This window comes from Rhodococcus sp. Z13_19A, assembly GCF_058133575.1.
In genome coordinates, this window is the sequence record NZ_JBYUNN010000001.1 from 538,218 (window position 1) to 563,282 (window position 25,065).

The window sequence follows — 25,065 nt, forward strand, 5'->3', positions numbered from 1 at the left end:
CTGATCGTTGAAAGGACAGACCACATGGCTGAGATTTCGAGGCTCGAGTACTCCGGGCTGTTCGGCGCCACCACCGGGGACAAGATCCGTCTGGGCGACACCGACCTGTACGTGGAGGTGGAGCAGGACCTGCGGGTGATCGGCGACGAGATCATCTACGGCGGCGGCAAGACCTTTCGCGACGGCATGGGCTCGGACGCCTCGGCGACCAGCGAGAACGACGCCCTCGACCTGGTGATCACCAACGTGGTGGTGGTCGACCCGACCATCGGCGTGGTGAAGGCCGACGTCGGCATCAAGAACGGCCGCATCGCCGGCGTGGGCAAGGCGGGCAACTCCTCCACCATGGCCGGCGTCACCGTGGGGATGACCACCGGGACCGGCACCGACTCCATCTCCGGCGAGAAGATGATCCTCACGGCCGCCGCCACCGACGCCCACGTGCACATGATCGCGCCGCAGCAGGCCGAGGCCGCACTGAGCAACGGCATCACCACCCTCTTCGGCGGCGGCATGGGTCCCACCGACGGCACCAACGGCACCACCATCACCGCAGGCACCTACAACCTGGCGCAGATGCTGCGCGCCTACGAGGGGATCCCGATCAACATCGGGCTGTGCGGCAAGGGCAACAGCTCCAACCCGCGCTCGCTGGCCGAGCAGATCATCAATGGCGCCGCCGGGTTCAAGATCCACGAGGACTGGGGGTCCACGCCGTCCGCCGTCCGAGCCTGCCTGGCGGTGGCCGACGAGCAGGACGTCGGCGTAGCCATCCACACCGACACCCTCAACGAGTCCGGCTACGTGGAGGACACCATCGCCGCCTTCGAGGGCCGGACGATCCACACGTACCACACCGAGGGAGCCGGCGGCGGGCACGCGCCCGACCTGCTGCGCGTGGCCAGCTACAACAACGTGCTGCCCAGCTCGACCAACCCGACCATCCCCTACGGCATCAACTCCCAGGCCGAGCTCTTCGACATGATCATGGTCTGCCACAACCTCAACCCCAAGGTCCCCTCGGACGTCGCCTTCGCCGAGAGCCGGGTGCGGCCGGAGACCATCGGGGCGGAGAACGTGCTGCACGACATGGGCGCCATCTCCATCATCAGCAGCGACTCCCAGGCCATGGGACGCGTCGGGGAGTCGTTCCTGCGCGCCATCCAGCTGGCCGACGCCATGAAGAAGGCCAGGGGCAAGCTCCCCGAGGACGCGGCCGGCAACGACAACTTCCGCGTGCTGCGCTACCTGGCCAAGGTGACGATCAACCCGGCGCTGGCGTGGGGCACCGCGCACGTCCTCGGGTCCATCGAGACGGGCAAGATGGCCGACCTGGTGCTGTGGGAGCCGGCCTTCTTCGGGGCCAAGCCCAAGATGGTGATCAAGGCCGGGGTGCCGAGCTGGTACGCCATGGGCGACCCGAACGCCTCGCTGCCCACCCCGGAACCGGTGATCTACCGGCCGATGTACGGAGCGATGGGCAAGGCGCTGGGCGCGACCACCATCTCCTTCGTCTCCCAGGCCGCGATGGACAACGACATCAAGGAGCGCCTCGAGCTGGACCGCATCGTCCTGCCGGTGCGGCACTGCCGGGAGCTGACCAAGCAGGACATGGTCCGCAACACCGCCTTGCCTGACATCGAGGTCGATCCGGAGACCTTCGCGGTGAAGGCCGACGGCGAGCACGTCTACGCCGAGCCGGCACAGTCGCTGGCACTCAACCAGCTGCACTTCTTCAGCTGAGGAGGACCGTTGTCACACAGCACGCACCAGACCGGGACGCACCAGACCGGGACGCACCAGACCGGGCAGGCCCACCCGACCCAGCCGCTGCGGGTCGAGGCGATCCTGGGCAACACCAGCGACGAGAGCTGGCAGCGACAGCTGGCGAGCGCCACCGTGGACGTGCTCGCCCTGGACCAGTGGGAGGCGCAGAAGAGCCGGCTGCGCCGGACCACGGAGGACGGGCACGAGGTAACGCTGTCGCTGGAGCGCGGCGCCCAGCTGCGCGACGGCGACGTGCTGGCCTGGGACGAGCCCAGCGCCACTGCCGTGGTCGCACGGATCGACCTCAAGGACGTCCTGGAGGTGGACCTGGCCGGGGTGCTCGGCCAGGCTCCGGAGACGGTGGTGCAGACCTGCCTGGAGCTCGGCCACGCCTTGGGCAACCAGCACTGGCCCGCGGTGGTCAAGGGCACCAAGGTCTACGTCCCGCTCACCGTGGACAAGGCGGTGATGGGCTCGGTGATGCGGACCCACGCCTTCGAGGGGGTCAGCCACAGCTTCCTGCCCGGCGCCGAGGTCATCCCCTACCTGGCCCCGCACGAGGCGCGGCGGCTGTTCGGCGCCGCTGCGCGCGAGGGCGAGGGCCACACCCATGACCCGCTCGCCTGAGACGGGCCCGGACGCCATCACCCGCACCATGCGGGTGATGGAGTTCGGTGACTCGATGCTGCCGATCGGGGCCTTCTCCTTCTCCAGCGGCCTGGAGTCGGCGGTCGCCCAGCAGGAGGTGACCGGCCCGGAGAGCCTGCGGGAGTACGTCCACACCGCCACCCACCAGGCGGCGACCGGGGACGGGGTCGCGGTGCTGCAGGCGCACCGGGCGGCGCTGGCCGGGGACTTCGCCGGTGTGCTCAGCGCCGACCACGCGGTGACCGTGCGCAAGCTCAACGAGGAGACCCGGCTGATGTCGGTGCGCATGGGCAAGAAGCTGGGCCAGCTGGGCACCCGGCTCACCGAGAACACCGAGAACCCGGTGCTCGGCACGTGGTTGTCCGCGATCACCAGCGGCGAGGCGCCGGGGACGTTCCCCGCCGGGCTGGGAGTGGTGTTCGCCGAGATGGGCTCGCCGGAGGAGGACGCCTTCGCCGTGCACCAGTACGGCGTGGCGATGACCATCCTGGGCGCCGCCCTGCGCCTGCTGCGGGTGGACCACACCACCACCCAGTCGATCCTCTTCGCGGTCAACGAGCAGGCCGCCGCGGAGTACGCCCTGGTGCGCGACCGTGCGCTCACCGACATGTGCACCTTCGCCCCGATGACCGACGTGCTCGCTGCGGTGCACGTGCAGGCCCACGTCCGGATGTTCATGAACTAGCGAGCACCAGAGGAGACACATGAAGAAGACGACGCGCATCGGTGTCGGGGGGCCCGTGGGCTCGGGCAAGACCGCGCTCATCGAGGCGATCACGCCAGAGCTGGTGAAGCGGGGCACCACCGTGCTGGTGATCACCAACGACGTGGTGACCACCGAGGACGCCAAGCACGTGCGCCGCGCCCTCAAGGGCGTGCTGGTGGAGGAGCGGATCGTGGGCGTGGAGACGGGCGCCTGCCCGCACACCGCCGTTCGCGAGGACCCGAGCATGAACCTCGCCGCGGTCGAGGACATGGAGACCCAGTTCCCGGAGACCGACGTGGTCTTCATCGAGAGCGGGGGCGACAACCTGACCCTCACGTTCAGCCCGGCCCTGGTGGACTACTTCATCTACGTCATCGACGTGGCCGCCGGCGACAAGATCCCGCGCAAGGACGGCCCCGGCATCTCGCAGTCGGACATCCTGGTGATCAACAAGACCGACCTGGCCCCCTACGTGCACGCCGACCTCGGGGTGATGGACCGGGACTCCGCGCTGATGCGGCCGGGCAAGCCCTACGTGTTCACCAACTGCATGACCGGCGAGGGCATCCAGCAGGTGGTCGAGCTGATCGACCACGGCGTGCTCTTCGACAGCAGCGACAAGGGCACCAGCAACGGGGTGGCTGCTGCCGGCACGGCGGGCCCGTGACCACCGTCGAGTCGTCCGAGGCGCTGGACGAGCTGCCCACCGAGCTGCTCGACGTGCCGGAGCTGGCCCCGTACCAGGACGAGCCGGGGCAAGCCCCGGCCGGCGGGTTCATGAAGACCGGGATCCTGCGGATGCGGTTCGCCCAGCGCGGCGACCGGTCGCTGATGACCGACTTGTACCGCAAGACGCCGCTGCTGGTGCAGCAGGCGCTGTACTGGGACCCGGTGGTGCGCGGGCTGCCGTGCGTCTACATGATCTCCACCTCCGGCTGCGTGCTGCAGGGGGACCGGCTGTACGTGCGCATCGACATGGAGCCGGGCTCGATGGCGCACGTGACCACCCAGTCGGCCACCAAGGTGCACCGGATGGATGCCAACTTCGCCTCCATGGTGCAGACGCTCACCCTGGACGAGGACTCCTACCTCGAGCTCATGCCGGGCACGCTGATCCCGCACCGAGACACCCGGTACCTGGCGCGCACCGAGGTCACCATCCACCCCACCGCCACGCTGTTGTACTCCGAGGTGGTCCTCGGTGGACGCAAGCACCACGCCGGCGGTGAGCTGTTCGTCTACGACCTGCTGTCCATGGGGATGACGGCGCGACGCCCCGACGGCGAGCACCTGTTCACCGAGAAGCTGCTGGTGGAGCCCAAGCAGCGCTCGGTGCGGCAGGCGGGCGTGATGGGCGAGCACGACGTGTTCGGCAACGTCTTCCTGCTCACCCCCGCCCACCACGCTGCCGCCGTCCTCGAGCAGGTGCCCACCGGTCCCTCCGCAGACGGACGGGTGGTGTGCGGCGCCAGCGTGCTGCCGCACCAGGCCGGGCTCGTGTTCAAGGTGCTGGGCACCGAGACCGAGCCGGTGCACGCCGCGATCCGCGAGTTCTGGCGGCTGGTGCGCCACGAGGTGCTGGACCAGCCCATCCCCGACAAGCCGCTGTGGGGCTGAGCAGGCTGATCCTCACCCACCCCCAGATCCGACCTGAGGTGTGCGAATGACCGACATGCTGAGCAGCACGTGGAACAGCTGGTCCAAGGCCTACCCGGCGGTCGGCTTCCTCGACTGGAACCTCAAGGGCGCCGGGCAGGTGATGTTCCAGGGCAACGCGCTCACCGGCCTGTTCTTCCTGGCCGGCATCTTCTGGGGCGCGATCGCCGCCGACACCGTGTCGGTGGCGATCGGCGCGGTCGTCGGGCTGGTGGTCTCCACCGTCACCGGGCTGCTGCTGAACTCCGACGACGACTCGATGGACCAGGGTCTCTACGGCTACAACGGCATCCTGGTGGGTGCGGCCTTCCCCACGTTCCTGGCCGGTGGCTGGTTGCTGTGGGTGTACCTCGTCGTGGGATCAGCGGTCTCGACCGTGGTCTTCATGGCCATCTCCGCCCAGTTCAAGAGCTGGGGCGTGTCCGCGCTGACCTTCCCGTTCAACCTGGTCAACTGGGTGTTCCTGCTCGCCGCCTTCAACTTCCTGCGCATCGAGACCTCCGGGTTGGCGTCCAACCGGCTGCCCACCCCGGTCGCCGAGGCCGACACGAGCATCGACTGGAGCTTCCAGTTCCTGTGGGACACGTTGTTCCGCAACATCGCCCAGATCTTCCTGATCGACAACACCGTCACCGGGGTGCTGTTCGTGCTCGGGCTGCTGTGCTCCTCGGCGTGGGCGGCCGGCTACGCGCTGATCGGGTCGGTGACGGCGATGATCGCGGTGCTGTCGCTGGGCGCGGACACCTCCGACGTCGCCAAGGGCCTGTACGGCTTCAGCGCCGTGCTCACCGGCATCGCCCTGGGCTGCACCTTCTACCGGCCGGGGCTGAAGTCCTTCGCCTACACCATCTTCGGAATCCTGTTCACCGTGGTGATCCACGGGACGCTCACCTCCGGCCTGCAGCCGGTGGGCCTGCCGGCCGGTACCGCGCCGTTCGTCTTTGCCACGTGGCTGTTCCTGCTGCCGCAGAAGAAGTTCGCCCCGGTGCCCCACAACAAGCCGATCGTGCACGGGGCGCTGTCCCCGGACACCCCGGGGTCGTCGGGCTCGCCGGGCGCCCAGGCGCACTGAGGAGCATCCCGCCCTGCCCTCAGCGGTTGCGCCGAGCGGTGCCTGCGGTGGTGCGCCCGCGGACCGGACTCAGCCGGAGCGGCGGGCCGTGGGCGTGAAGCGGACCGGCATCTGTTCCAGCCCCGACACGAAGTTCGCCGGCCGGCGGGGCAGCGGTTCGTCGGTGGCCAGCTCCATGTCCGGCAGGCGGGCCATCAGCTGCTCGAACATCAGCCGGCCCTCCAGGCGGGCGAGCTGGTTGCCCAGGCAGAAGTGCGCGCCGAAGCCGAAGGCCAGGTGGTTGTTGGGGGTGCGCGCGATGTCGAAGACGTCCGGGCCATCGAAGACCGCATCGTCGAAGTTCGCCGACTCGAACAGCAGCAGCACCTTCTCCCCGGCGTGCAGCTCGGTGCCGTGGTAGTCGAGGTCCTGGGTCATGGTGCGGCACATGTTCTTGATCGGGGAGGCCCAGCGCAGCATCTCCTCGATCGCGCACGGGATCAGCGCGGGATCAGCCACCAGCTTGTCGCGCTGCTCGGGATGGCGCACCAGCTGCTCCATGCCGCTGCTCAGCACGTGCCGAGTGGTCTCGTCACCGCCGATGAGGATCAGCAGCGTCTCGCCCACGATGTTCTCGTCGGTGAGGCGGTTGCCGTCGATCTCGGCGTTGATGAGCAGGCTGGTCAGGTCGTCGGTGGGCTCCTTGCGACGCTGGTCGATGATGCCCATGGTGAACGCGGTGAAGTCCATGTACGCCTGCATCGCCGCCTGCAGGCCCTCCGGCGTGGCGTTGCTGCCGAGCGACTTCACCAGGTCGTCCGACCAGCGCAGGAAGGTCTCGCGCTGCTCCGGGCGCACCCCGAGCATGTCGCCGATCACGGCCATCGGCAGCGGGGCCGCGAGGTCGCGGACGAAGTCGCACTCCCCCTGCTCGCAGACCGCGTCGATCAGCTGGTCGCAGAGCTCGCGGATCTCCTCGGTCTTCGCCTCCACCTTCTTGCGGGTGAACCCACCGCTGACCAGCAGCCGCCGCAGCTTGTGCTCGGGGTCGTCCATGTCGATCATCTGCGGCAGCGCGCCGGTCTCCGGCCGGATGCCGCCGGCGTTGGAGAACACCTCGGGCATCCGCTCGGCCTCCAGCAGCGCTGCGTGGGTGGCGATCGCGGCGTGCCCGTTGCTGTCGCGGTAGACGGGCTGGTTCTCCCGCATCCACCGGTAGGCCGCACGTGGGTCACCCAGGTCTCCGGAGTAGAAGCGCCCGTCCAGGAGGTCAACCGAGAGAGCTGCCACCGCGCTACCGCCGTTCATGAGGTTGCCCGTCGCCGGGTGTGACCTACATCATGGTAGAACGTGTTCCACTACGGAAGGGGAACTTGTGCAGAACAGCGGCGGGGCAGGCGGGCTGGCGGGACGATCGGTCCTGGTCACCGGAGGGGGCAGCGGGATCGGGCTGGGCGTGGCCGACCTGCTCGTCCGCGGCGGCGCCCAGGTCACCATCTGCGGCCGGAGCCAGGAGCGGCTGGACAAGGCCGTCGCCGAGCTCGCCGCCGCCGCCGAACAGTCCGGCGCGTCGGGCACCGCCACCGCGGTGGCCACCGACGTCACCGACGAGGAGTCGGTGGCCGCGGCGGTCGCGGCCGCCACGGCCCGGCACGGCGGGCTGCACGGCGTGGTCGCGTGCGCCGGGGGCAACGAGACCATCGCACCCATCACCCAGCTCGACACCGAGGCCTGGCGCCGCACGGTGGACCTCAACGTCACGGGCACCATGCTGACCATCAAGCACGCCGCCCGGGAGCTGGTCCGCGGCGGCGGCGGATCCATCGTCGCGGTGTCCTCCATCGCCTCCAGCAACACCCACCGCTGGTTCGGCGCCTACGGCGTCTCCAAGTCCGGGGTGGACCACCTGGTGCAGCTGGCCGCCGACGAGCTCGGCGCCAGCGGCGTGCGGGTCAACGGGGTGCGCCCCGGCCTCACGCGCACCGAGCTGGTCGCCATGATCACCGAGGGTGGCCCCATCCTGGACGACTACCTCGAGTGCACCCCCCTCGGCCGGGTCGGCGAGGTGGCTGACGTCGCCAACCTGGTGGAGTTCCTGCTCGGACCCGCCTCCAGCTGGGTCACCGGGCAGGTCATCAACGTCGACGGCGGCCAGATGCTCCGCCGCGGACCGGATTTCAGCTCTATGCTCGAGGGCGTGTACGGCAAGGACGGCCTGCGGGGAGTAGTGCAATGACGATCAGTGAACCAAGCGTCCACCTGGTGCAGGGCCAGCAGGTCACCATGCCGGTGCGCATCCGGGAGGCCAGCGCCCACGTGGCGATGTTCTCGGTCCCGGTGCGGCCCGCCCAGCAGGTCATCGACTACTCCGGCCTGGAGCTGCTCCAGCACCGGCCGGGCCGGGCGATCTGCGCGGTGCTGTTCGTGAACTACGTCGACGGCGACCTCGGCCAGTACCACGAGTACGGCGTCGGGTTCATGGTGCGGCCCAAGGGAGCCGGACCCAAGCGCGGCGACCTGCGCAGCCTGCTGACCGGCAAGGCCGGGGTGTTCATCCACCGCCTCCCGGTCGACCAGGGCTTCACGCTGGAGGCCGGACGCTCCATCTGGGGCTTCCCCAAGGTGATGTCCGAGATCGACCTCACCGACACTCCCGCGGGCCGGCGCGGCCAGCTGCGCCTGGACGACCAGCTGGTGTTCGACCTCACCGTGGGCGGCGGGGTGCCCGTGCCGGGCAGCGGCGTCGCCACCTCGCTGGACGCCTACACCCACATGGACGGTGTGCTGCGCCGCGTGCCCTGGCTGATGGACGCCTCCGGCACCCGGTTCCGCCCGGGCGGGGCCAAGCTGGTGCTGGGTGAGCACCCGTGGGCCGACGAGCTGCGCCAGCTGGGTCTGCCCAAGCGGCCGATGCTCAGCAGCAGCATCGGATCGGTGCAGATGACCTTCGAGGAAGCCGAGACCGTCTAGCTCCTGCCTCCCTGGGCCTCCGAGCCGGACTGCGGGGACAGCGCACCGAGCGCGGCGACCTCACCGCACCCGCGTCCGCACACCCAGCGCGGGTCGGCGCCCAGCGGCGGCTCCAGCTGCAGTGCCTCGTCGGGGTGCACCGGACACGGTGGCCACCGCCCCTCGGTGTCCACCAACCGGTCCTGCACGTCCTGAGCCACCTGGCCGGCCAGGAACTGCATTCCCTCCGGCCAGCGGCGCACCCACCACTCCCGCTCGTGCACCGCGGCGTCGAGCACGTCCACGATCCCGGGCACGTCAGCGCCGCAGGCCACGATGTCGTGCAGCACCACCGCGCGGGCGTGCAGCAGCGCCGCCGACGTCTCGTCGATCTGGCTGTCGTTGGGGGACTCGTCACTCATGTCTCCATGGTGCCTGCTCCAGCGGGAGGAGCAGGCACCCCGGCAACCTACGGCGGCGTAACCTACGAGGGCGTAGCCAGACCGGTGGGCGCATCACACCAGGGGACCCAGGAGGACCAGTGCCAAGAATGATGACGGAGCTCGAGCTGCTGCACGAGCTAGAACCTGTCGTGGCCGAGAACCTCGATCGACACCTCGCGATCACCAAGGACTGGCACCCGCACGACTACGTCCCGTGGGACGAGGGCCGCAACTTCGCCGCCATGGGCGGACAGGACTGGGAGCCCGAGCAGTCCGCGCTGAGCGAGACCGCCAAGGCCGCGATGGTCCTCAACCTGCTCACCGAGGACAACCTGCCCTCCTACCACCGCGTGATCGCCCAGCACTTCGGGCAGGACGGCGCCTGGGGCACCTGGGTCGGACGGTGGACGGCGGAGGAGAACCGCCACGGCATCGTCATGCGCGACTACCTGGTGGTCACCCGTGGCGTGGACCCGGTGGCGCTGGAGAACGCGCGCATGGCGCACATGACCAACGGCTACGACGCACCGGGCAAGTCCATGCTGCAGACCGTGGCCTACGTCAGCTTCCAGGAGCTGGCCACCCGGGTCTCGCACCGCAACACCGGCAAGGCCTGCGGCGACCCGATCGCCGACAAGATGCTCGCGCGCATCGCCGCGGACGAGAACCTGCACATGATCTTCTACCGCAACCTCGTCGACGCCGCCTTCGACCGCGCGCCGGACCAGACCATGCGCGCCATCACCGAGGAGGTCATCAACTTCCAGATGCCCGGCTCGGACATGGCCAACTACCGCCGCAGCTCGGTGCTCATCGCCAAGGCCGGCATCTACGACCTCCGGCAGCACCACGACGACGTGATCATGCCGGTGCTGCGCAAGTGGCAGGTCTTCGAGCGCGGGGGCCTCACCGCCGAGGGCGAGCAGGCCCGGGACGAGCTCGCGGCTGCGCTCAAGGCCCTCGACGCCGCAGCCACCCGCTTCGAAGAGTCCCGCGACCGGGCGCTGGCCCGCCAGGCCGCCCGCGCCTGACACCCCTGCTTCCTCAGCCCGGCCCGGTTCCAGCACAACGGAACCGGGCCGCTCTGGTTGGATGCAGCCATGAGCCGGTACTCCTTCACCCACACCGTGTCCGCGTCCCCCGAGCACGTCTGGGGTGAGGTCTCCGACCACGAGGGCATGGCCGGCTGGACTCCGCAGCGTCTGCCGCTGCCCAAGGTGGCGCTGGAGCAGGAGGGCACCGGTCACCGCAACGGCGTGGGGGCGATCCGTCGGATCACCCTGGCCGGCCCGCCCATCCGGGAGCGCATCACCGCCTTCGAGCCGGGCAAGCTGCTGGCCTACGAGGCCCTGTCCGGGGTGCCGGCCAAGAGCTACACCGGCGAGATCGTCCTGGAGCCGGCCGGCAGCGGAACCCGCTTCACCTGGACCATCGACTTCCAGCCGGCCTTTCCTGGCGCCCAGGTGGTGCTCAAGCTGGCCATCGGCACGCTGGCCCGCGTGCTGGCCCGCCGCTGCAACCGCTGACCAGGTCGCGCCTCTCGAACAGCCGCCTCTCGCTCAGGGCCGCCGCGCGAGCGCCCGAACGAGGCGGTGTGCGTGGACGCACCGCCGAGCGTTGTTCCAGCCCGACCAGGGCAGCAGCACCAGCATGAACAGCCACATCAGCACCAGCAGCAGCAGCGTCAACGGGTCGTCCCCGCCGCCGACGTCGTCCGGCGTGGACCCCTCCGGCCCGCCCTGGTCATGACCGCAGTCCGCCAGCCCGGCGTGGCCGGGCACGATCGGCCGCAGCGTCAACCGGGTGCCGTCGGCCAGCGTGATCCGCACCAGCCAGGGCCGCAGGCAGCGGCGGACGCTGCGGATCTTCAGCTCCTGCCAGGGGCCGTCGCGCTCGGTGCGCAGGGCCGCCTGGCCGGGCGCCCGCACCCACAGCGCGGCCGCCCGGTGCTCGAGGTACACCATCCGCACCCCGTGGGGCAGCGGGTCGCGACGGTGCGCCGCCCGGTAGCGGACGTCGGCTCGGTGGCGCTCCCGGGCCGCCTTCCTGGCGGCGCGGCGCTCGGGCCGGCTGAGGCGGCGCCCACCGGCACCCTGCTTCAGGTCGCTCATCTACGCACTATCGCACGCGCACAGCAGGATTTGGCAGCAGTTTTGACACCCTCCGCCGGCAACAGCGCTGGTCGGTGCGTCCCTGGTCGCGCCCCGCTGGGGGGCCCACGGCCGACACGGCACAATGTAGCGGTGACCTCCACCCTCGACGCCGCTCCGACGGCCCTGCGCATCGGCCCGCTGGCGCTGCGCAGCCCGGTGGTGCTGGCGCCCATGGCCGGTGTCACCAACGTCGCGTTCCGCACGCTGTGCCGCGAGCAGGAGGAGCTCTACAGCGGTCGTCCTGCGGCCGGGCTCTACGTGTGCGAGATGGTCACCGCCCGTGCGCTGGTGGAGCGCCACCCGGACACGCTGCACATGACCACGTTCGCGCCCAGCGAGCAGCCGCGGTCGCTGCAGCTCTACACCGTCGATCCGGCCACCACGGCGGACGCGGTGCGGATGATCGTCGAGGAGGACCTCGCCGACCACATCGACCTGAACTTCGGCTGCCCCGTGCCCAAGGTGACCCGCAAGGGTGGCGGGTCGGCGCTGCCCTACAAGCGCCGGCTGTTCGCGGCGATCGTGGGCGCGGCCGTGCGGGCCGCTGAGCCGGCGGGCGTCCCGGTCACCGTGAAGTTCCGCATCGGCATCGACGAGGAGCACCACACCCACCTCGACGCCGGTCGCATCGCCGCGGCCGAGGGCGCGGTCGCGGTGGCCCTGCACGCCCGCACCGCGGCCCAGCGCTACTCCGGCACCGCCCGCTGGGACGAGATCGCGCGACTCAAGGAGCACGTCACCGACGTCCCCGTGCTGGGCAACGGCGACATCTTCAGCGCCGAGGACGCCGTGTCCATGATGGACCGGACCGGCTGCGACGGCGTCGTCGTGGGCCGGGGGTGCCTGGGCCGACCGTGGTTGTTCGCCGAGCTCTCCGCCGCCCTCACCGGGTCGCCGGTCCCCACTCCTCCGACCCTGGGCGAGGTGGCGGTCGTGCTGCGCCGCCACGCCGAGCTGCTGGCCGCCCACCACGGCGACGACCGGGGCCTGCGCGACCTGCGCAAGCACGTGTCCTGGTACCTGCGTGGCTTCCCGGTGGGCTCCGAGCTGCGCCAGAAGCTGGCGCTGGTCTCACACCTGAACGAGCTCGACCGGCTGCTGGACCAGCTCGACGCCGACGTGCCCTACCCCGCCGACGCCGAGGGACCGCGGGGCCGGCAGGGCTCGCCGGGCAAGGTGGCGCTGCCCGAGGGGTGGTTGGACGACCCCGAGGACAGCACCGTCCCGGTGGGCGCGGAGATCGACAGCTCCGGCGGCTGAGCCCCGGGCCGCGCCGAGCGCCCTCTCACCAGCGGCGCTCGTTCGGAGACACCGCTGGTCAGCCAGTGGAACCTCGCGTTAGCACACCACCACCAGGTCCGTACCATGAGCCGGCGCACCTGATCGGTGCCGCAGCACAGCCAAGGCACCTCGCGCGTGCGAGGCGGACAGCGGTGCGTCGGGACGAGGAGAGACCGGTTGAGCGACGACGAACGCGCGGGTGCGCCTGGCGCGGCACCGTCCCCCGGTCGCCGTGACCACCCAGCGCCGTGGGAGCGCCCCTGGGCGGTGAGCCCCACCCCGCCACGGCGCCGGCGCACCCCCGCCGAGAGCGCGGCGGACACCCCCCGCGCAGCCGGCCTCGCGGTGGCCCGCCCGGTGGCCCTGCCTGGTGCGCGCGGCCGGACGGTGGCCCCGGTGGAGATCGAGCCGCGTCGACCCACCCGCCTGGAGGTCAAGCGCGGGCAGCGCCGCCACCGCACGGCACTGCTGCGCCGCACGCTCGCCGCCCTGGTCGCCGTGGCAGTCTTCGTCGTCACCGGCGCCATGTGGTCAGCCACGCAGTACCTCGACTCCAAGGTGCGCAACGTCGAGGCCCTCGACGAGGGCTCAGCCTCGGTGCAGGACGCCGACGGTCAGCGCGGCGACGAGAACTACCTGCTGGTGGGCTCGGACTCCCGCGCCGGCACCAACGGCGAGATCGGCGCCGGCACCACGGCGCAGGCCGAGGGCGCCCGCTCCGACACCGTGATGCTGGCCCACGTGCCTGCCGACCGCGGCCGCGTCGTGGTGGTGTCCTTCCCCCGCGACCTGGAGATCGACCGCCCGGCGTGCGCGGAGTGGGACAACCCCAGCGCCTCCTACACCAGCACGGTGGCCGAGCCGGAGAAGCGCGCCAAGCTCAACTCCGCCTACGCCACCGGCGGACCCAAGTGCCTGGTCCAGGTGATCCAGCAGATCTCCGGCCTCAAGATCAACCACTTCGTGGGCATCGACTTCTCCGGCTTCTCCGCCCTGGTCGACCAGATCGGTGGCGTGGAGGTGTGCGCCACCCGCCCACTGGTGGACGGCGAGCTGGGCACGATCCTGCCCACCGCCGGCACCAGCACCATCGACGGCACCACGGCCCTGAACTACGTGCGGGCCCGCAAGGTCGACTCCGAGACCAACGGCGACTACGGGCGCATCACCCGTCAGCAGCGGTTCCTGTCCTCGCTGCTGCGCAAGTCCATGTCCACCGACGTGCTGCTGGACCTGCGCAAGCTCAACGGCTTCATCAACGGGTTCACCGCCGCCACCTTCGGCGAGAACATGAACTCGGACTCCCTGCTCACCCTCGGGCAGTCGCTGCAGGGCCTGTCCGCCGGGCGGGTCACCTTCCTCACCGTGCCCACCAACGGCACCCGCTACGGCAACGAGGTCCCCAACCTGCCGGAGATCACCAGCATCTTCCGTGCCGTCATCAACGGCACCCCGCTGCCGGGCGAGCAGGGCGCCCCCACCACGCCTGCGCCCACCACCCCGCCCGAGGTGCCCAAGCCCGGCGGCAGCGCCCAGCTCACCCTGCGCAACGCCACCAACACCGCCGGGCTGGCCACCAGCACCGGCAGGCAGCTCACCGACCTGGGCTACACCGTGGCCCGGATCGACAGCGCCGAGGGGGTGCGGGCCAGCACAGTCATCCGCTACTCCGCCGAGCAGGCCGCGGCGGCCGAGCAGCTGGCCACGTCCATCCCCGGGTCCCAGCTGCAGCTGGTCGCCGGCCTGGGCGCCACGGTAGACGTGGTGCTGGGCAACAGCTTTGACGGCTCCGTGGTGCCACCCAGCGGTCCGGAAGGCGTCGGCACCAAGCCACTGCCCAGCGATCTCGCGGTGGTCAACGCCGGCGACGTCAGCTGCACCTGAGCGCGCAGCCCACCGTCCCTCGACCGTTCACCGACCGTTCACGTCGGCTGCCCGGAATTGTCCTGCTGAGCACGTACTCTGCATGCATGCGCGTCGCCTACACAGAACAGCTCAGTGACCTCGCCGGAGAGCTCGCCGCCATGTGCGGCCTGGCCGAGCTGGCCATGCAACGAGCCACCCAGGCCCTGCTCGAGGCCGACCTCCCGCTCGCCGAGCAGGTGATCAGCGACGACGACCACATCGACGAGCTGGCCCTGGCCTGCGAGGAGAAGGCCTTCGCCCTGCTCGCGCTGCAGGCGCCGGTTGCCGGCGACCTGCGCACGGTCGTCGCGGCCATCCACATCGTCGCCGACATCGACCGGATGGGGGAGCTGGCGCTGCACGTCGCCAAGATCGCCCGCCGCCGCCACCCCAAGCGGGTCCTGCCGGACGAGGTGCGTGGCTACTTCACCGAGATGGGGCACGTGGCGGTCTCCCTGGCCGCCTCCGCCCGGGAGGTGCTGCTCACCCGCGACCCCGACCGCGCCGCACTCCTCGAGGACGAGGACGACGCGATGGACGACCTGCACAAGCACCTGTTCAGCGTGATCATGGACGACGCGTGGCCGCACGGCGTGGCCGCCGCGGTGGACGTCACCCTGCTGGGCCGCTTCTACGAGCGCTTTGCCGACCACGCGGTCGAGGTCGCGCGCCAGGTCATCTTCCTGGTCACCGGCAAGCACCCGGAGCCCGCCACCCCGGACATCAAGGTCTCGGAGTAGCAGCTCCCCCACCGACGCGAACGACGGCGGCCCCTACCCGATCGGGTGGGGGCCGCCGTCGTTCGCGGGAGCCAGCCGGCTACCGCCGGGGCCGGCGTCTGGCATCGTTGCCTGGCGTGACTGACGTCGTCCGATCCCTGGCCCTCTTCGTCCTCGCCGCACTCGCCGAGATCGGCGGCGCGTGGCTGGTCTGGCAGGGCATCCGGGAGCACCGCGGCTGGATCTGGGTCGGCGCCGGAGTCATCGCCCTGGGTCTCTACGGCTTCGTCGCCACGCTGCAGCCTGACGCGAGCTTCGGCCGCATCCTCGCCGCCTACGGAGGGGTGTTCGTCGCTGGATCGCTGGTCTGGGGCATGGTGATGGACGGCTTCCGCCCGGACCGCTACGACCTCGCCGGCGCCCTGCTCTGCCTGGTCGGGGTCGCGGTCATCATGTACGCCCCACGCGGCGCCTGACCCAGCTGGTGGGGCACCGCCACACCGCCCGCAGCGTCGCCGCCGCAGGTGGGTCTAGCCGAAGCGGCCGGAGATGTAGTCCTCCGTGGCCTTCTCCACCGGGTTGGAGAAGATCACCTCGGTGTCGCCCACCTCGATCAGCTGGCCCGGCTGGCCCACGCCGGCCAGGTTGAAGAACGCGGTCTGGTCGCTCACCCGGGCCGCCTGCTGCATGTTGTGGGTGACGATGACGATGGTGAACTCCTGCTTGAGCTCGGTGATCAGGTCCTCGATCGCCAGCGTGGAGATCGGGTCCAGCGCCGAGCACGGCTCGTCCATCAGCAGCACGTCCGGCTGCACGGCGATGGCCCGGGCGATGCACAGCCGCTGCTGCTGGCCACCGGAGAGCCCACCACCGGGCTTGTCCAGGCGGTCCTTGACCTCGTTCCACAGGTTGGCCGCGCGCAGGCTCTTCTCCGCCACCTCCTCCAGGGCCTTCTTGCCCTTCATCCCCTGCAGCTTGAGCCCAGCCACCACGTTGTCCCGGATGTTCATGGTGGGGAACGGGTTGGGCCGCTGGAACACCATGCCGATGGTGCGGCGCACGGCCACCGGGTCCACCGTGCTGGCGTAGATGTCCTCGCCGTCGAGGAGCACCCCGCCGTCCACGCGGGCTCCGGGGATCACCTCGTGCATCCGGTTGAGGGTGCGCAGCACGGTGGACTTGCCGCAGCCGGACGGCCCGATGAAGGCGGTGACGCTGCGCGGGGGGACGGACAGGTTCACCGAGCTGACGGCGTGGAACTTGCCGTAGTAGATGTTCAGGTCCTTGAGGTCGAGGCGCTTGGCCATGGAGGGCTCCTACCGCTTCACTTGGTCTTGGGGGCGAACACGCGGGCGACGAAGGCAGCCAGCACGTTGAGGACGGCGATGAGCAGGATGAGGGTGAGGGCGGCGCCCCACACCCGCTGCTGCCCAGCCACCGTGGGGTTGGTGAGCTCGTTGTAGATGACCAGCGGCAGCGAGGCCATGTTGTTGTGGAACACGTCGGTGTTGATCGAGGTGGTGTAGCCGACCAGCACCAGCACCGGCGCGGTCTCCCCGGCCACGCGGGCCACCGCCAGCAGGATGCCGCTGATGATCCCGGAGATGGCGCAGGGCAGCACCACCTTGAGGATGGTGGTGGACCGCGACACCCCGAGGGCGTAGGACGCCTCCCGCAGGTCGTCGGGCACCAGGCGCAGCATCTCCTCGGCCGAGCGGATCACCACCGGCAGCATCAGCAGCATCAGCGCCAGCGACACCGCGAAGGCGCTCTGCTCGAAGCCCAGCGTGGTGATCCACACGCTGAACACGAACAGCGCGGCCACGATGGACGGGATGCCGGACAGCACGTCCACCATGAAGGTGGTGGCCTTGGCCAGCCGGCCCCGGCCGTACTCCACCAGGTAGATGGCCACCAGGATCCCCAGCGGCACCGCCACCACCGAGGCGATCAGCGACTGCACGATGGTGCCGTAGAGCGCGTGGTACACCCCGCCGCCGAAGTCCTCCGGCAGGATGCCTCGCTGGGAGTGCGACCACCAGTCCGCGGCGGTCACGGCGTCGATGCCGCGCCGCACGACCGTGTAGATCACCCACACCAGCGGGATCATCGCGACCACGAACGCCGCCGACACCAGCACGGTGGCCAGCAGGTTCTTGGCCTTGCGGCCGCCGCTGACGGTGGTGAAGGTGGGGCCGACGAGCGGCTTCTCCAGTACCGAGCTCATCCGTTCACCTTCCCGCCCGCGATGGCCCGGGCCGCTGCATTGACCACGAACGTGAGCACGAACAGCACGAAGCCGGCGGCGATGTAGGCGCCGGTGGACAGCGGTTGGCTGAACTCCGAGGCCGCCGAGGCGATCTTGGAGGCGAAGGTGAAGCCGCCGTCGAAGAGCGACAACGTGGCGCCGGTGCTGGAGGAGCGCAGGATGATGAGCACGGCCACGGTCTCCCCGAGCGCACGACCCAGACCCAGCATGGAGGCCGCGATGGTGCCGCTGCGCCCGAAGGGCAGCACGGTCATCCTGATGACCTCCCACTTGGTGGCCCCGAGGGCCTGGGCGGCCTCGATGTGCGCCTTGGGGGTCTGCCGGAACACCTCACGGGTCACGGAGGTGATGATCGGCAGGATCATCACCGCCAGCACGATCCCGGCGGTGAAGATGGTGCCGCCGCCGGAGACCGACACGTTGCCGGTGGCGAACAGCGGGAACCAGCCGAGGTTGCGGTTGAGCCACTCCGCGAACGGGGTGATCTTGGGCGCCAGCACCAGGATTCCCCACAGGCCGAAGATGATCGAGGGCACCGCGGCCAGCAGGTCGATCAACGAGCTGAACAGCTTGGCCACTCGCCGGTCGGCGTACTGAGTGACGAACAGCGCGATGCCGATGGCGATGGGCACGGCGATGACCAGCGCGAACAAGGAGCTGAGCACCGTGACGATGAACAGGCTCCGGATGCCGAAGCGCATGTCGTTGGTGTTGCCGACGGCGAACTCGTCGGAGGTGAGGAAGTTCGCGTGGTCGGCGAGCAGCGAGGGCACGGCCTGCAGCAGCAGGAAGATCGCGATGAGGGCGATGGCGACGATGATCGAGACACCCGACGCGGTGGTCAGGTTCCGGAACACGACGTCGCCGCGCCGTCCGGTGGATCTCGGCTTCGCCCGGTCGGTCTGTCCTGGGTCGGGCATGCCGCCCATCTTGCCTGCCGCAGTCCGGCCGGACCCCTCGGGTGCCCGGCCGGATCCCTGCACGACGTTCGGTCGCACTGTCATCAGTCCGTCACTGCTTCTCTCGATCAGGCGATCGCGTCGACGGCGGTGCTGAGCTTGTTCTTGAAGGAGTCAGGCACCGGGATGTAGCCGTTGTTCTCCAGGCCCCGCTGCCCCGTGGTGATCGCCGTCTGCAGGAACGCGCGCACCGCTTCACCGGTCTGCGCGTCCGGGTACTTCGAGCAGACGATCTCGTACGTGGCGAGCACGATCGGGTAGGCGCCCTGCTGGGTGGGCTTGTAGAAGCTGGAGGTGTCCAGCACCAGGTTGTTGCCCTGGCCCTTCACCGTGGCACCGGCGATGGTCTTGCCCACCGACTCGGTGCTGATCTGCACCGCCCCGCCGCCGGCGGAGGTCTGCACCGCCGCGGTCTGCAGGTTCTGCGCCTTGGCGAAGGCCCACTCGTTGTAGGTGATGGCGCCCGGGGTGGACTTCACCGCGGCTGCGGTTCCGTCGTTGCCCTTGGCCCCCTCACCGACGCCGCCCTTGAACGCCTTGCCCACGCCCTGGGTCCACGCCCCGTCGGAGGCCTTCTCCAGGTACATCTGGAAGTTGTCCGTGGTGCCCGACTCGTCGTTGCGGAAGATCACCGTGACCTTGGTGCTCGGCAGGGAGACGCCCGGGTTCAGCGCGGCGATGGCGGGGTCGTTCCAGGTGGTGATGGCGCCGTTGAACATCTTGGCCACGGTGGGACCGTCGAGCGCCACGTTGGCCACCCCGCTGAGGTTGTAGCTCAGTGCGATGGGGCCGAAGACGACCGGCAGGTTCCACGCCTCAGCTCCGCCGCAGCGCTCTGCGGCCTTGGCGACCTCGCCCTTGGACTCGCTCAGCGGCGAGTCGGAGCCGGCGAAGTCGGTCTGCTTGCCGAGGAACTCGGTGATGCCGGCGCCGGAGCCGTTGCCGTTGTAGTCCAGCGACTTGCCGCTGCACGCGTCCTGGTAGGCGGTGATGAATCGCTTCATGGCGTTGGCCTGCGCGGTGGAGCCGCTGGCCTTGAGGGTGGCCGTCCCGCCGCACTGCACCGTGTCGGTGGAGGCGGAGCCTGCTGCACTGCTCGAGCTCGTGTTGTCGTCGGTCCCGCAGGCCGACAGCAGCACGGCACCGGCGGCGACGAACCCGATCGCAACGCTGGATCGGGCCGCACGTCGATTGAGCTTCACCTAGCTCCTCCAGAGATCTCGGGGTGCGCACCGCTCGCTGCGGGGCGCTGCCCACCTCAGGTCATGGGGAGGAACGGGCCACGACCACGGCCCCGTGTCCACCGGACGACTGTGTGCCGTCTGAGGAGAACGTAGACACCGTGAGTGACTACCTGCCCCTGTGCGGGTGAACGCAAGGTGAACAGCCTGCGCCGCGGCCGCTGCGGGTGAGCACACCCACAGCAGAGCGGTGGTTAGCGCCCGTACGCCACGTCGACGTGGAACTGGCTGAACCCGAGCTTGGTGTAGGTGTGCACCGCGGCGGCGTTGTCCGCCTCCACGTACAGCAGCACCGTGCTCAGCCCGCGCGAGCGCAGGTGCTCCAGGCCGGCGATGGTCAGTGACCGGCCCAGCCCACCGCCCTGCGCGGCCGGGTCCACGCCCACCACGTAGACCTCACCCAGCGCCGGCTCGTCACCCTCGGCGGGGTGCACCTTGGTCCAGTGGAACCCCAGCACCCGGTCGTCGGAGTCCACCGCCAGGAAGAAGCCGTTCGGGTCGAACCACGGCTCAGCCCGGCGCGCAGCCAGGTCGGCCGGGCCCCAGCCCCCCTGCTCGGGGTGCCAGGAGAACGCCGCGTTGTTCACCCGCAGCACCTCCGCGTCGTCGCGCTCGGGCACGTAGGTGCGCAGCCGCACCCCCTCCGGCAGCCGGACGGCGGGCAGCTCCGCGCCGGCGAGGTCCACCCGCATCTGCCACAGCTCGCGGCGGCTGGTCAGCTGCAGCCGACGGGCCAGCGCCCGGGCGGCGGGGAGGTTGCCGTGCGCCCACACCCGCAGCGACTCCCCGGCCCGGTCGAGCAGGTCCCGTGCCAGCACGGTGCCCACGCCGCGGCGGCGGTGCCGCGGGTGCACGGCCAGCTCGGCCATGGGGTTGGCCTCCTCGGCGGAGGCGGCGCTGAGGTGGGCGTAGCCGGCCAGCTCCCCGCCGCGGGTGGCCAGCAGGTGCGGCCCGGAGCTGTCCGCGGCCACGGCCAGCACCACCTGCTCGGAGACGGCGGCGACGCCGTCAGCCTGGTGGGCTGCCTGCAGCAGCTCACCCACCGCGTGTCGCTGGGCGTCGTCGAGGGTGTCGCAGACCTGCAGCGTGGCCGCGGCCGGGCCGGGGCTGCTCACGCCCGGGCTCCGCTCATCCGTTCCGGGTCCACGGCCGCGCCAGGCCCGGAGTCCCCCGGTGCGGACGCACCGGCGTTGTGGGCGGCGGCGGCCTCGGCCGTCGCGTCCTCGGTGCTGCCGGGCTCGGTGGTGTCGGGCTCGGCGGCCACCGCGCCCCGGGCACTGGGGCGCACGGCCTTGTAGCCGACGTTGCGCACCGTGCCGATCAGCGCCTCCTGGTCGGCGCCGAGCTTGGCCCGGAGGCGACGCACGTGCACGTCGACGGTGCGGGTGCCGCCGAAGAAGTCGTAGCCCCACACCTCGTGCAGCAGCTGGGCACGGGTGAACACCCGGCCGGCGTGCTGAGCGAGGTACTTGAGGAGCTCGAACTCCTTGTAGGTGAGGTCCAGCGGCTTGCCGCGCAGCCGGGCGCTGTAGGTCTCCTCGTCGATGACCAGCTCGCCCAGGGTGACCTTGGTGGAGGACACCGGGGCGTGGGTGCTCTGGTGGCGTCCCAGCACCAGGCGCAGCCGGGCGTCGATCTCGGCCGGGCCGGTGCCGGGCAGCAGCACGTCGTCGATGCCCCACTCGGGGTTCACCGCGACCAGGCCGCCCTCGGTCAGCACCGCCACCACGGGCACGTTGATCGCGGCCCCGCCGACCAGCAGCCGGCACAGCCCGCGGGCGCCGGCCAGATCGGTGCGCGCATCGATGAGCGCAACGTCACAGGCGCCGGCCTCCAGCAGGGCCGGCAGGTCCGGTGCCACGGCCCGCACCGAGTGCGCCAGCAGCGTCAACGCCGGCAGGACCGTGTCCGGGTCAGGATCAGCGGTGAGCAGCAACAGGTCCATGCGCCTCCCACCTCGTACCCATCAGGCATCCGTCCGGCAAACAATAGCGGGACGCCCGCCGGCCGAGCACCCAAGCACCGTTAACGATCATGGAAGATGGGCCAGTGCGCACCTTCGTCTTCTCCCTGATCGGCGTCCTGCTCGTCGCCGTGCTGGCGGACTACGGCACCGCCGCCTACGCGGAGTACCGGGTGTCCAAGGAGCTCCGCGAGGAGCTGACCCTCAACAGCGACCCCGAGGTGCGCATCACCGGGTTCCCCTTCCTGACCCAGGCCGCCCAGGGCAGCTTCAGCCAGGTGAACGTGCGCGCGGTGGGCGTGCCGATGGCCGACCTGGGCAACGTGACGGTCGAGGCCACGCTGCGCGGCGCGAAGGTGCCTGCGTCCTCGGTGTTCGGCGGAAACCTGGACGACATCGTGGTGTCCGAGCTCAACAGCCGCATCCGGATCAACGAGACCCGCCTCGGCCAGCTGATCGGAATCTCCGACCTGAAAGTGTCTGCGCCCGTGGCGGATCCCACACTCGGCACCAGCGGCGGCGACGCCTACAAGGTGCCGCAGAGCGGCATCGTGCTCACCGGCACCGTCAAGCTCGGTGGTGTGGTCAAGCAGCAGGTGAGCGTGAACGCCGACCTCGTGCTGGACGGCCAGCAGGTCCGCATCATCGCCACCGGCTTCGCCATGGCCGGCCAGTCCAGCAAGACCCTCACGCTGGCCGCGCCGCTGTCGGAGATCGCCATGCAGAAGTTCTCCCTCACCCTCGACTCCGACTACCTGCCCTTCGGGGTGACCCCCACCACCGTGCACGCCGAGGGCGCCGACATCGTGGTGGAGGGCAAGGGCACCGACGTGCGGCTGGCGCGGCTGTCCCGCTCGTGACCGTCGGGCTGGTGGTGCTGATCGCCGCCGTGGCCGTGGCGCTGCTGCTCGGGTGGCTGCTGCGCAGGAGCAACGGGTCCCTGCGGGCGACCAGCGGTGCACCCGCGCCCGCCGCCGAGCAACAACGTCTGGTCGAGCTGCTGGCGGCCGCCGGCGCCCCGAGGGCCGCGAGCAGCGCGCTGCTCCTGCACTTCTCGGCCACCTGGTGCGGCCCCTGCGCGGGGGTGCGGACGCTGGTGCACCAGCTCGCCGAGGACCTGCCCGAGCTGGCTCACCTGGAGGTCGACGTGGCCGAGCACCCCGAGCTGGCCAGCCACCTGCGGGTGCTGTCGCTGCCCACCGTGGTCGTCTACGCCCCGGGGTTGCAGCAGCGCCACCGCGCCACTGGGGCCCCGCACGCCGCTGACCTGCGAACCGTCCTGCAGCCGCTGGTGGGCCGCCGTGCGGGCAATAGTTGAGTGTCTGAGTAGACTTCGCGGAGTGTTCACCTGGCACGAGCTGCTGCTCACCCGTCGCCGCACAGTTGACCTGTGCCGCGTCGGCAGCGCGCTGTGCCGCATGCACTGACGCAGACGTCCCGCTGGGAGGCCCCCGGGTGTCTGCGAACCCCGGCTGATCCGTCGCGCGTCCACCCCTCAGTGCAGGAGCTCCCGCTGTGTCCACCCTCCGCTCACCGGCTGCCCCGCAGCAGGTCGACGTCCGCGGTCCCCGCTGCGCGGCGTGGATCAGCACCGTGGTGCTGGCCGCGGTGCTGCTGACCGGGAACTGGATCCTGCTCGGCGTCCAGGCCGTCGTCTTCGCCATGGGCGCCGCGCTCGGGCCGCGTCGCAGCCCGTACGGCTGGCTGTACGCGACGCTGGTGGCACCCAGGATCGGCCCACCCACCGAGCTGGAGCCGGTGGCACCGCTGCGCTTCGCCCAGCTGGTCGGCCTGGTGTTCTCCGTCGTCGGCCTCCTGGGCTACCTGCTGGGCGCGCCGCTGCTCGGCGCCGTCGCCACCGGCCTCGCCCTGGTGGCCGCGCTGCTCAACGCGGCCTTCGGCATCTGCCTCGGCTGTCGGCTCTACCCGCTGGCGGCCACGGTCCGCGCTCGTGCCGGCCGCCGCCCCTGACCGCTGGCCCTGTGCCCGCCCCACCGTTCACTCCCGTGCTTGTCCACCCGAACTCACACCAACCAGCTCGCGTATCGAAAGGAACTCCATGAGCCGCTCCGACGTCCTGGTCACCGCCGACTGGGCTGAGCAGAACCTCAACACCGACGGGATCGTCTTCGTCGAGGTCGACGAGGACACCAGCGCCTACGACGACGGCCACATCCCCGGCGCCGTCCGCCTGGACTGGACCAAGGACCTGCAGGACCCGAGCTCCCGCAACGTGATCGACCGGGAGGCGTTCAGCAAGCTGCTCTCCGAGCGTGGGATCGGCAACGACGACACCGTCGTGCTCTACGGCGGCAACAACAACTGGTTCGCCGCCTACGCCTACTGGTACTTCAAGCTCTACGGCCACCAGGACGTCAAGCTCCTCGACGGCGGTCGCAAGAAGTGGGAGCTGGACGGCCGCGAGCTCACTGCGGACAAGGTAGAGCGCCCGGCCACCAGCTACAACGCCCAGGAGCCCGACCTCTCGCTGCGCGCCTTCCGGGACGAGGTCATCGCCTCCATCGGCAAGAAGAACCTGGTGGACGTCCGCTCCCCCGACGAGTTCTCCGGCAAGATCGCCGCCCCCGCGCACCTCCCGCAGGAGCAGGCCCAGGGCCGCGGCCACGTCCCCGGCGCCATCAACGTGCCGTGGAGCAAGGCCGCCAACGAGGACGGCACCTTCCGCTCCGACGAGGAGCTCGCCACCCTCTACGGCGAGGCCGGCCTGGACGGGGAGAAGGAGACCATCGCCTACTGCCGCATCGGCGAGCGCTCCAGCCACACCTGGTTCGTGCTCAAGGAGATCCTGGGCCACCAGAACGTCAAGAACTACGACGGCAGCTGGGTCGAGTACGGCTCCCTCGTGGGCGCCCCCATCTCCAAGGAGGTGCGCTGATGTGCGGCGCTCCTGAGCAGACCCCCGACCTGCCCGCCGGCACGGACCTCGACAAGGAGACCGTCATCGTCGGCAAGGTGCTCTCCGGCGGCGAGCCGGTGGGTGGAGCCTTCGTCCGCCTGCTCGACGGCACCGGCGAGTTCACCGCCGAGGTGGTCGCCTCGGCCACCGGCGACTTCCGCTTCTACGCCGCTCCCGGCACCTGGACGCTGCGCGCCCTGAGCCGGGTGGGCACCGGCAGCACCGACATCACCGCCGACTCCACCGGCCTGCACTCCGCCGAGGTCGCTGTCGCCTGACCGAACACCCTGAGCACGACAGACCGCCCTCGCCCGCACCAGAACCGGTGCGCGCGGGGGCGGTCTGCGTCGAGGGGCCGCACCTGGCTAGAGTGGTGCCGTGGAAATCTTTTACACGACCCTCCTGGTGCTGGACGCCGTGCTCATCACGTGGTTCGCG

At 70.5% G+C, this 25,065-nt stretch carries 28 protein-coding genes; 19 read left to right on the plus strand and 9 right to left on the minus strand.

The window, feature by feature from the left end; genetic code table 11:
- Positions 1 to 24 precede the first annotated feature (24 nt).
- From AC3YNX_RS02460 to yut, 6 genes are read left to right on the plus strand one after another with little or no spacing between them, the layout of a single operon-like run.
- On the plus strand, positions 25 to 1,743 hold the full coding sequence (locus tag AC3YNX_RS02460; RefSeq protein ID WP_127784160.1) for an urease subunit alpha: 1,719 nt from the start codon (positions 25 to 27) through the stop codon (positions 1,741 to 1,743).
- A gap of 9 nt (positions 1,744 to 1,752) precedes the next feature.
- Positions 1,753 to 2,394 carry an urease accessory protein UreE gene (locus tag AC3YNX_RS02465; RefSeq protein WP_489994497.1) on the plus strand — a complete coding sequence of 214 codons (642 nt, stop codon included), beginning with the start codon at positions 1,753 to 1,755 and terminating at the stop codon, positions 2,392 to 2,394.
- Positions 2,378 to 3,100: an urease accessory protein UreF gene (locus AC3YNX_RS02470; protein ID WP_489994498.1), complete on the plus strand. Its 723-nt coding sequence runs from the start codon at positions 2,378 to 2,380 to the stop codon at positions 3,098 to 3,100. The genes AC3YNX_RS02465 and AC3YNX_RS02470 overlap by 17 nt, the downstream gene beginning before the upstream one ends.
- 19 nt (positions 3,101 to 3,119) lie before the next feature.
- Positions 3,120 to 3,788 carry an urease accessory protein UreG gene (gene ureG / locus AC3YNX_RS02475; protein ID WP_127784162.1) on the plus strand — a complete coding sequence of 223 codons (669 nt, stop codon included), beginning with the start codon at positions 3,120 to 3,122 and terminating at the stop codon, positions 3,786 to 3,788.
- Positions 3,785 to 4,738 (plus strand): urease accessory protein UreD, encoded by a 954-nt coding sequence (locus tag AC3YNX_RS02480; protein WP_241249153.1) that lies wholly within the window; start codon positions 3,785 to 3,787, stop codon positions 4,736 to 4,738. The genes ureG and AC3YNX_RS02480 overlap by 4 nt, the downstream gene beginning before the upstream one ends.
- Positions 4,739 to 4,784: 46 nt before the next feature.
- Positions 4,785 to 5,849, plus strand: a complete 1,065-nt coding sequence (gene yut / locus AC3YNX_RS02485) for an urea transporter (protein ID WP_489994499.1) — start codon at positions 4,785 to 4,787, stop codon at positions 5,847 to 5,849.
- Between the two features lie 69 nt (positions 5,850 to 5,918).
- Here yut and AC3YNX_RS02490 read toward each other — a convergent pair whose 3' ends face one another.
- Positions 5,919 to 7,118 (minus strand): cytochrome P450, encoded by a 1,200-nt coding sequence (locus tag AC3YNX_RS02490; RefSeq protein WP_489994500.1) that lies wholly within the window; start codon positions 7,116 to 7,118, stop codon positions 5,919 to 5,921.
- 85 nt (positions 7,119 to 7,203) lie between these two features.
- Here AC3YNX_RS02490 and AC3YNX_RS02495 point away from each other — a divergent pair, with 85 nt between their 5' ends.
- Both AC3YNX_RS02495 and AC3YNX_RS02500 read left to right on the plus strand, forming a co-directional pair.
- Entirely contained in the window at positions 7,204 to 8,064 is an 861-nt protein-coding gene (locus AC3YNX_RS02495) for an SDR family oxidoreductase (protein WP_489994501.1), read from the plus strand.
- The gene (locus tag AC3YNX_RS02500; protein WP_489982016.1) at positions 8,061 to 8,798 is read left to right on the plus strand and encodes an acetoacetate decarboxylase family protein; all 738 of its coding nucleotides are present in this window, start codon (positions 8,061 to 8,063) and stop codon (positions 8,796 to 8,798) included. Before AC3YNX_RS02495 ends, AC3YNX_RS02500 begins: the two co-directional genes overlap by 4 nt.
- Here the strand turns inward: AC3YNX_RS02500 and AC3YNX_RS02505 are convergent.
- Positions 8,795 to 9,199 carry a DUF8819 family protein gene (locus AC3YNX_RS02505; RefSeq protein WP_489994502.1) on the minus strand — a complete coding sequence of 135 codons (405 nt, stop codon included), beginning with the start codon at positions 9,197 to 9,199 and terminating at the stop codon, positions 8,795 to 8,797. The genes AC3YNX_RS02500 and AC3YNX_RS02505 overlap by 4 nt on opposite strands.
- Before the next feature lie 128 nt (positions 9,200 to 9,327).
- Between AC3YNX_RS02505 and AC3YNX_RS02510 the strand changes: the two genes are divergently transcribed.
- Together AC3YNX_RS02510 and AC3YNX_RS02515 are read left to right on the plus strand one after the other, a co-directional pair.
- The gene (locus AC3YNX_RS02510; protein WP_489982017.1) at positions 9,328 to 10,251 is read left to right on the plus strand and encodes an acyl-ACP desaturase; all 924 of its coding nucleotides are present in this window, start codon (positions 9,328 to 9,330) and stop codon (positions 10,249 to 10,251) included.
- A 69-nt stretch (positions 10,252 to 10,320) separates the two neighbouring features.
- Positions 10,321 to 10,746: an SRPBCC family protein gene (locus tag AC3YNX_RS02515; RefSeq protein WP_489982018.1), complete on the plus strand. Its 426-nt coding sequence runs from the start codon at positions 10,321 to 10,323 to the stop codon at positions 10,744 to 10,746.
- Between the two features lie 33 nt (positions 10,747 to 10,779).
- On the opposite strand, the gene AC3YNX_RS02520 is transcribed toward AC3YNX_RS02515, so the two are convergent.
- Positions 10,780 to 11,331: a hypothetical protein gene (locus tag AC3YNX_RS02520; protein WP_127784169.1), complete on the minus strand. Its 552-nt coding sequence runs from the start codon at positions 11,329 to 11,331 to the stop codon at positions 10,780 to 10,782.
- Between the two features lie 165 nt (positions 11,332 to 11,496).
- Here AC3YNX_RS02520 and dusB point away from each other — a divergent pair, with 165 nt between their 5' ends.
- From dusB to AC3YNX_RS02540, 4 genes are all read left to right on the plus strand, one after another.
- A complete protein-coding gene (gene dusB, locus AC3YNX_RS02525) occupies positions 11,497 to 12,633 on the plus strand; it encodes a tRNA dihydrouridine synthase DusB (protein WP_206518278.1) in 1,137 nt (378 codons plus the stop codon).
- 198 nt (positions 12,634 to 12,831) lie between these two features.
- Positions 12,832 to 14,538, plus strand: a complete 1,707-nt coding sequence (locus AC3YNX_RS02530; protein WP_127784170.1) for an LCP family protein — start codon at positions 12,832 to 12,834, stop codon at positions 14,536 to 14,538.
- An 86-nt stretch (positions 14,539 to 14,624) separates the two neighbouring features.
- Positions 14,625 to 15,299 carry a phosphate signaling complex protein PhoU gene (gene phoU, locus AC3YNX_RS02535; protein WP_127784171.1) on the plus strand — a complete coding sequence of 225 codons (675 nt, stop codon included), beginning with the start codon at positions 14,625 to 14,627 and terminating at the stop codon, positions 15,297 to 15,299.
- 116 nt (positions 15,300 to 15,415) lie between these two features.
- On the plus strand, positions 15,416 to 15,754 hold the full coding sequence (locus AC3YNX_RS02540; RefSeq protein WP_489994503.1) for a YnfA family protein: 339 nt from the start codon (positions 15,416 to 15,418) through the stop codon (positions 15,752 to 15,754).
- 54 nt (positions 15,755 to 15,808) lie between these two features.
- Here AC3YNX_RS02540 and pstB read toward each other — a convergent pair whose 3' ends face one another.
- The 6 genes from pstB to AC3YNX_RS02570 all read right to left on the minus strand — a co-directional run bounded on the left by pstB (position 15,809) and on the right by AC3YNX_RS02570 (position 21,692).
- On the minus strand, positions 15,809 to 16,585 hold the full coding sequence (gene pstB, locus AC3YNX_RS02545; RefSeq protein WP_127784172.1) for a phosphate ABC transporter ATP-binding protein PstB: 777 nt from the start codon (positions 16,583 to 16,585) through the stop codon (positions 15,809 to 15,811).
- A 17-nt stretch (positions 16,586 to 16,602) separates the two neighbouring features.
- Positions 16,603 to 17,505 (minus strand): phosphate ABC transporter permease PstA, encoded by a 903-nt coding sequence (gene pstA / locus AC3YNX_RS02550; protein ID WP_127784173.1) that lies wholly within the window; start codon positions 17,503 to 17,505, stop codon positions 16,603 to 16,605.
- The gene (pstC, locus tag AC3YNX_RS02555; RefSeq protein ID WP_127784174.1) at positions 17,502 to 18,467 is read right to left on the minus strand and encodes a phosphate ABC transporter permease subunit PstC; all 966 of its coding nucleotides are present in this window, start codon (positions 18,465 to 18,467) and stop codon (positions 17,502 to 17,504) included. Before pstC ends, pstA begins: the two co-directional genes overlap by 4 nt.
- Positions 18,468 to 18,574: 107 nt before the next feature.
- Positions 18,575 to 19,708 carry a phosphate ABC transporter substrate-binding protein PstS gene (pstS, locus tag AC3YNX_RS02560; protein ID WP_127784175.1) on the minus strand — a complete coding sequence of 378 codons (1,134 nt, stop codon included), beginning with the start codon at positions 19,706 to 19,708 and terminating at the stop codon, positions 18,575 to 18,577.
- A 233-nt stretch (positions 19,709 to 19,941) separates the two neighbouring features.
- Positions 19,942 to 20,862, minus strand: a complete 921-nt coding sequence (mshD, locus tag AC3YNX_RS02565) for a mycothiol synthase (protein ID WP_489994504.1) — start codon at positions 20,860 to 20,862, stop codon at positions 19,942 to 19,944.
- Complete coding sequence (locus AC3YNX_RS02570) at positions 20,859 to 21,692, minus strand: winged helix family transcriptional regulator (RefSeq protein ID WP_489994505.1); 834 nt, start codon at positions 21,690 to 21,692, stop codon at positions 20,859 to 20,861. Before AC3YNX_RS02570 ends, mshD begins: the two co-directional genes overlap by 4 nt.
- Before the next feature lie 89 nt (positions 21,693 to 21,781).
- Between AC3YNX_RS02570 and AC3YNX_RS02575 the strand changes: the two genes are divergently transcribed.
- The 5 genes from AC3YNX_RS02575 to AC3YNX_RS02595 all read left to right on the plus strand — a co-directional run bounded on the left by AC3YNX_RS02575 (position 21,782) and on the right by AC3YNX_RS02595 (position 24,905).
- A complete protein-coding gene (locus tag AC3YNX_RS02575) occupies positions 21,782 to 22,570 on the plus strand; it encodes an LmeA family phospholipid-binding protein (protein ID WP_127784177.1) in 789 nt (262 codons plus the stop codon).
- A complete protein-coding gene (locus tag AC3YNX_RS02580; protein ID WP_489982023.1) occupies positions 22,567 to 23,028 on the plus strand; it encodes a thioredoxin family protein in 462 nt (153 codons plus the stop codon). Before AC3YNX_RS02575 ends, AC3YNX_RS02580 begins: the two co-directional genes overlap by 4 nt.
- Before the next feature lie 197 nt (positions 23,029 to 23,225).
- Positions 23,226 to 23,681 carry a DUF4395 domain-containing protein gene (locus tag AC3YNX_RS02585; protein ID WP_489982024.1) on the plus strand — a complete coding sequence of 152 codons (456 nt, stop codon included), beginning with the start codon at positions 23,226 to 23,228 and terminating at the stop codon, positions 23,679 to 23,681.
- 88 nt (positions 23,682 to 23,769) lie between these two features.
- Complete coding sequence (locus AC3YNX_RS02590; protein ID WP_489994506.1) at positions 23,770 to 24,606, plus strand: sulfurtransferase; 837 nt, start codon at positions 23,770 to 23,772, stop codon at positions 24,604 to 24,606.
- Positions 24,606 to 24,905 carry a DUF1416 domain-containing protein gene (locus AC3YNX_RS02595; RefSeq protein WP_127784180.1) on the plus strand — a complete coding sequence of 100 codons (300 nt, stop codon included), beginning with the start codon at positions 24,606 to 24,608 and terminating at the stop codon, positions 24,903 to 24,905. Before AC3YNX_RS02590 ends, AC3YNX_RS02595 begins: the two co-directional genes overlap by 1 nt.
- Positions 24,906 to 25,065: the final 160 nt, after the last annotated feature.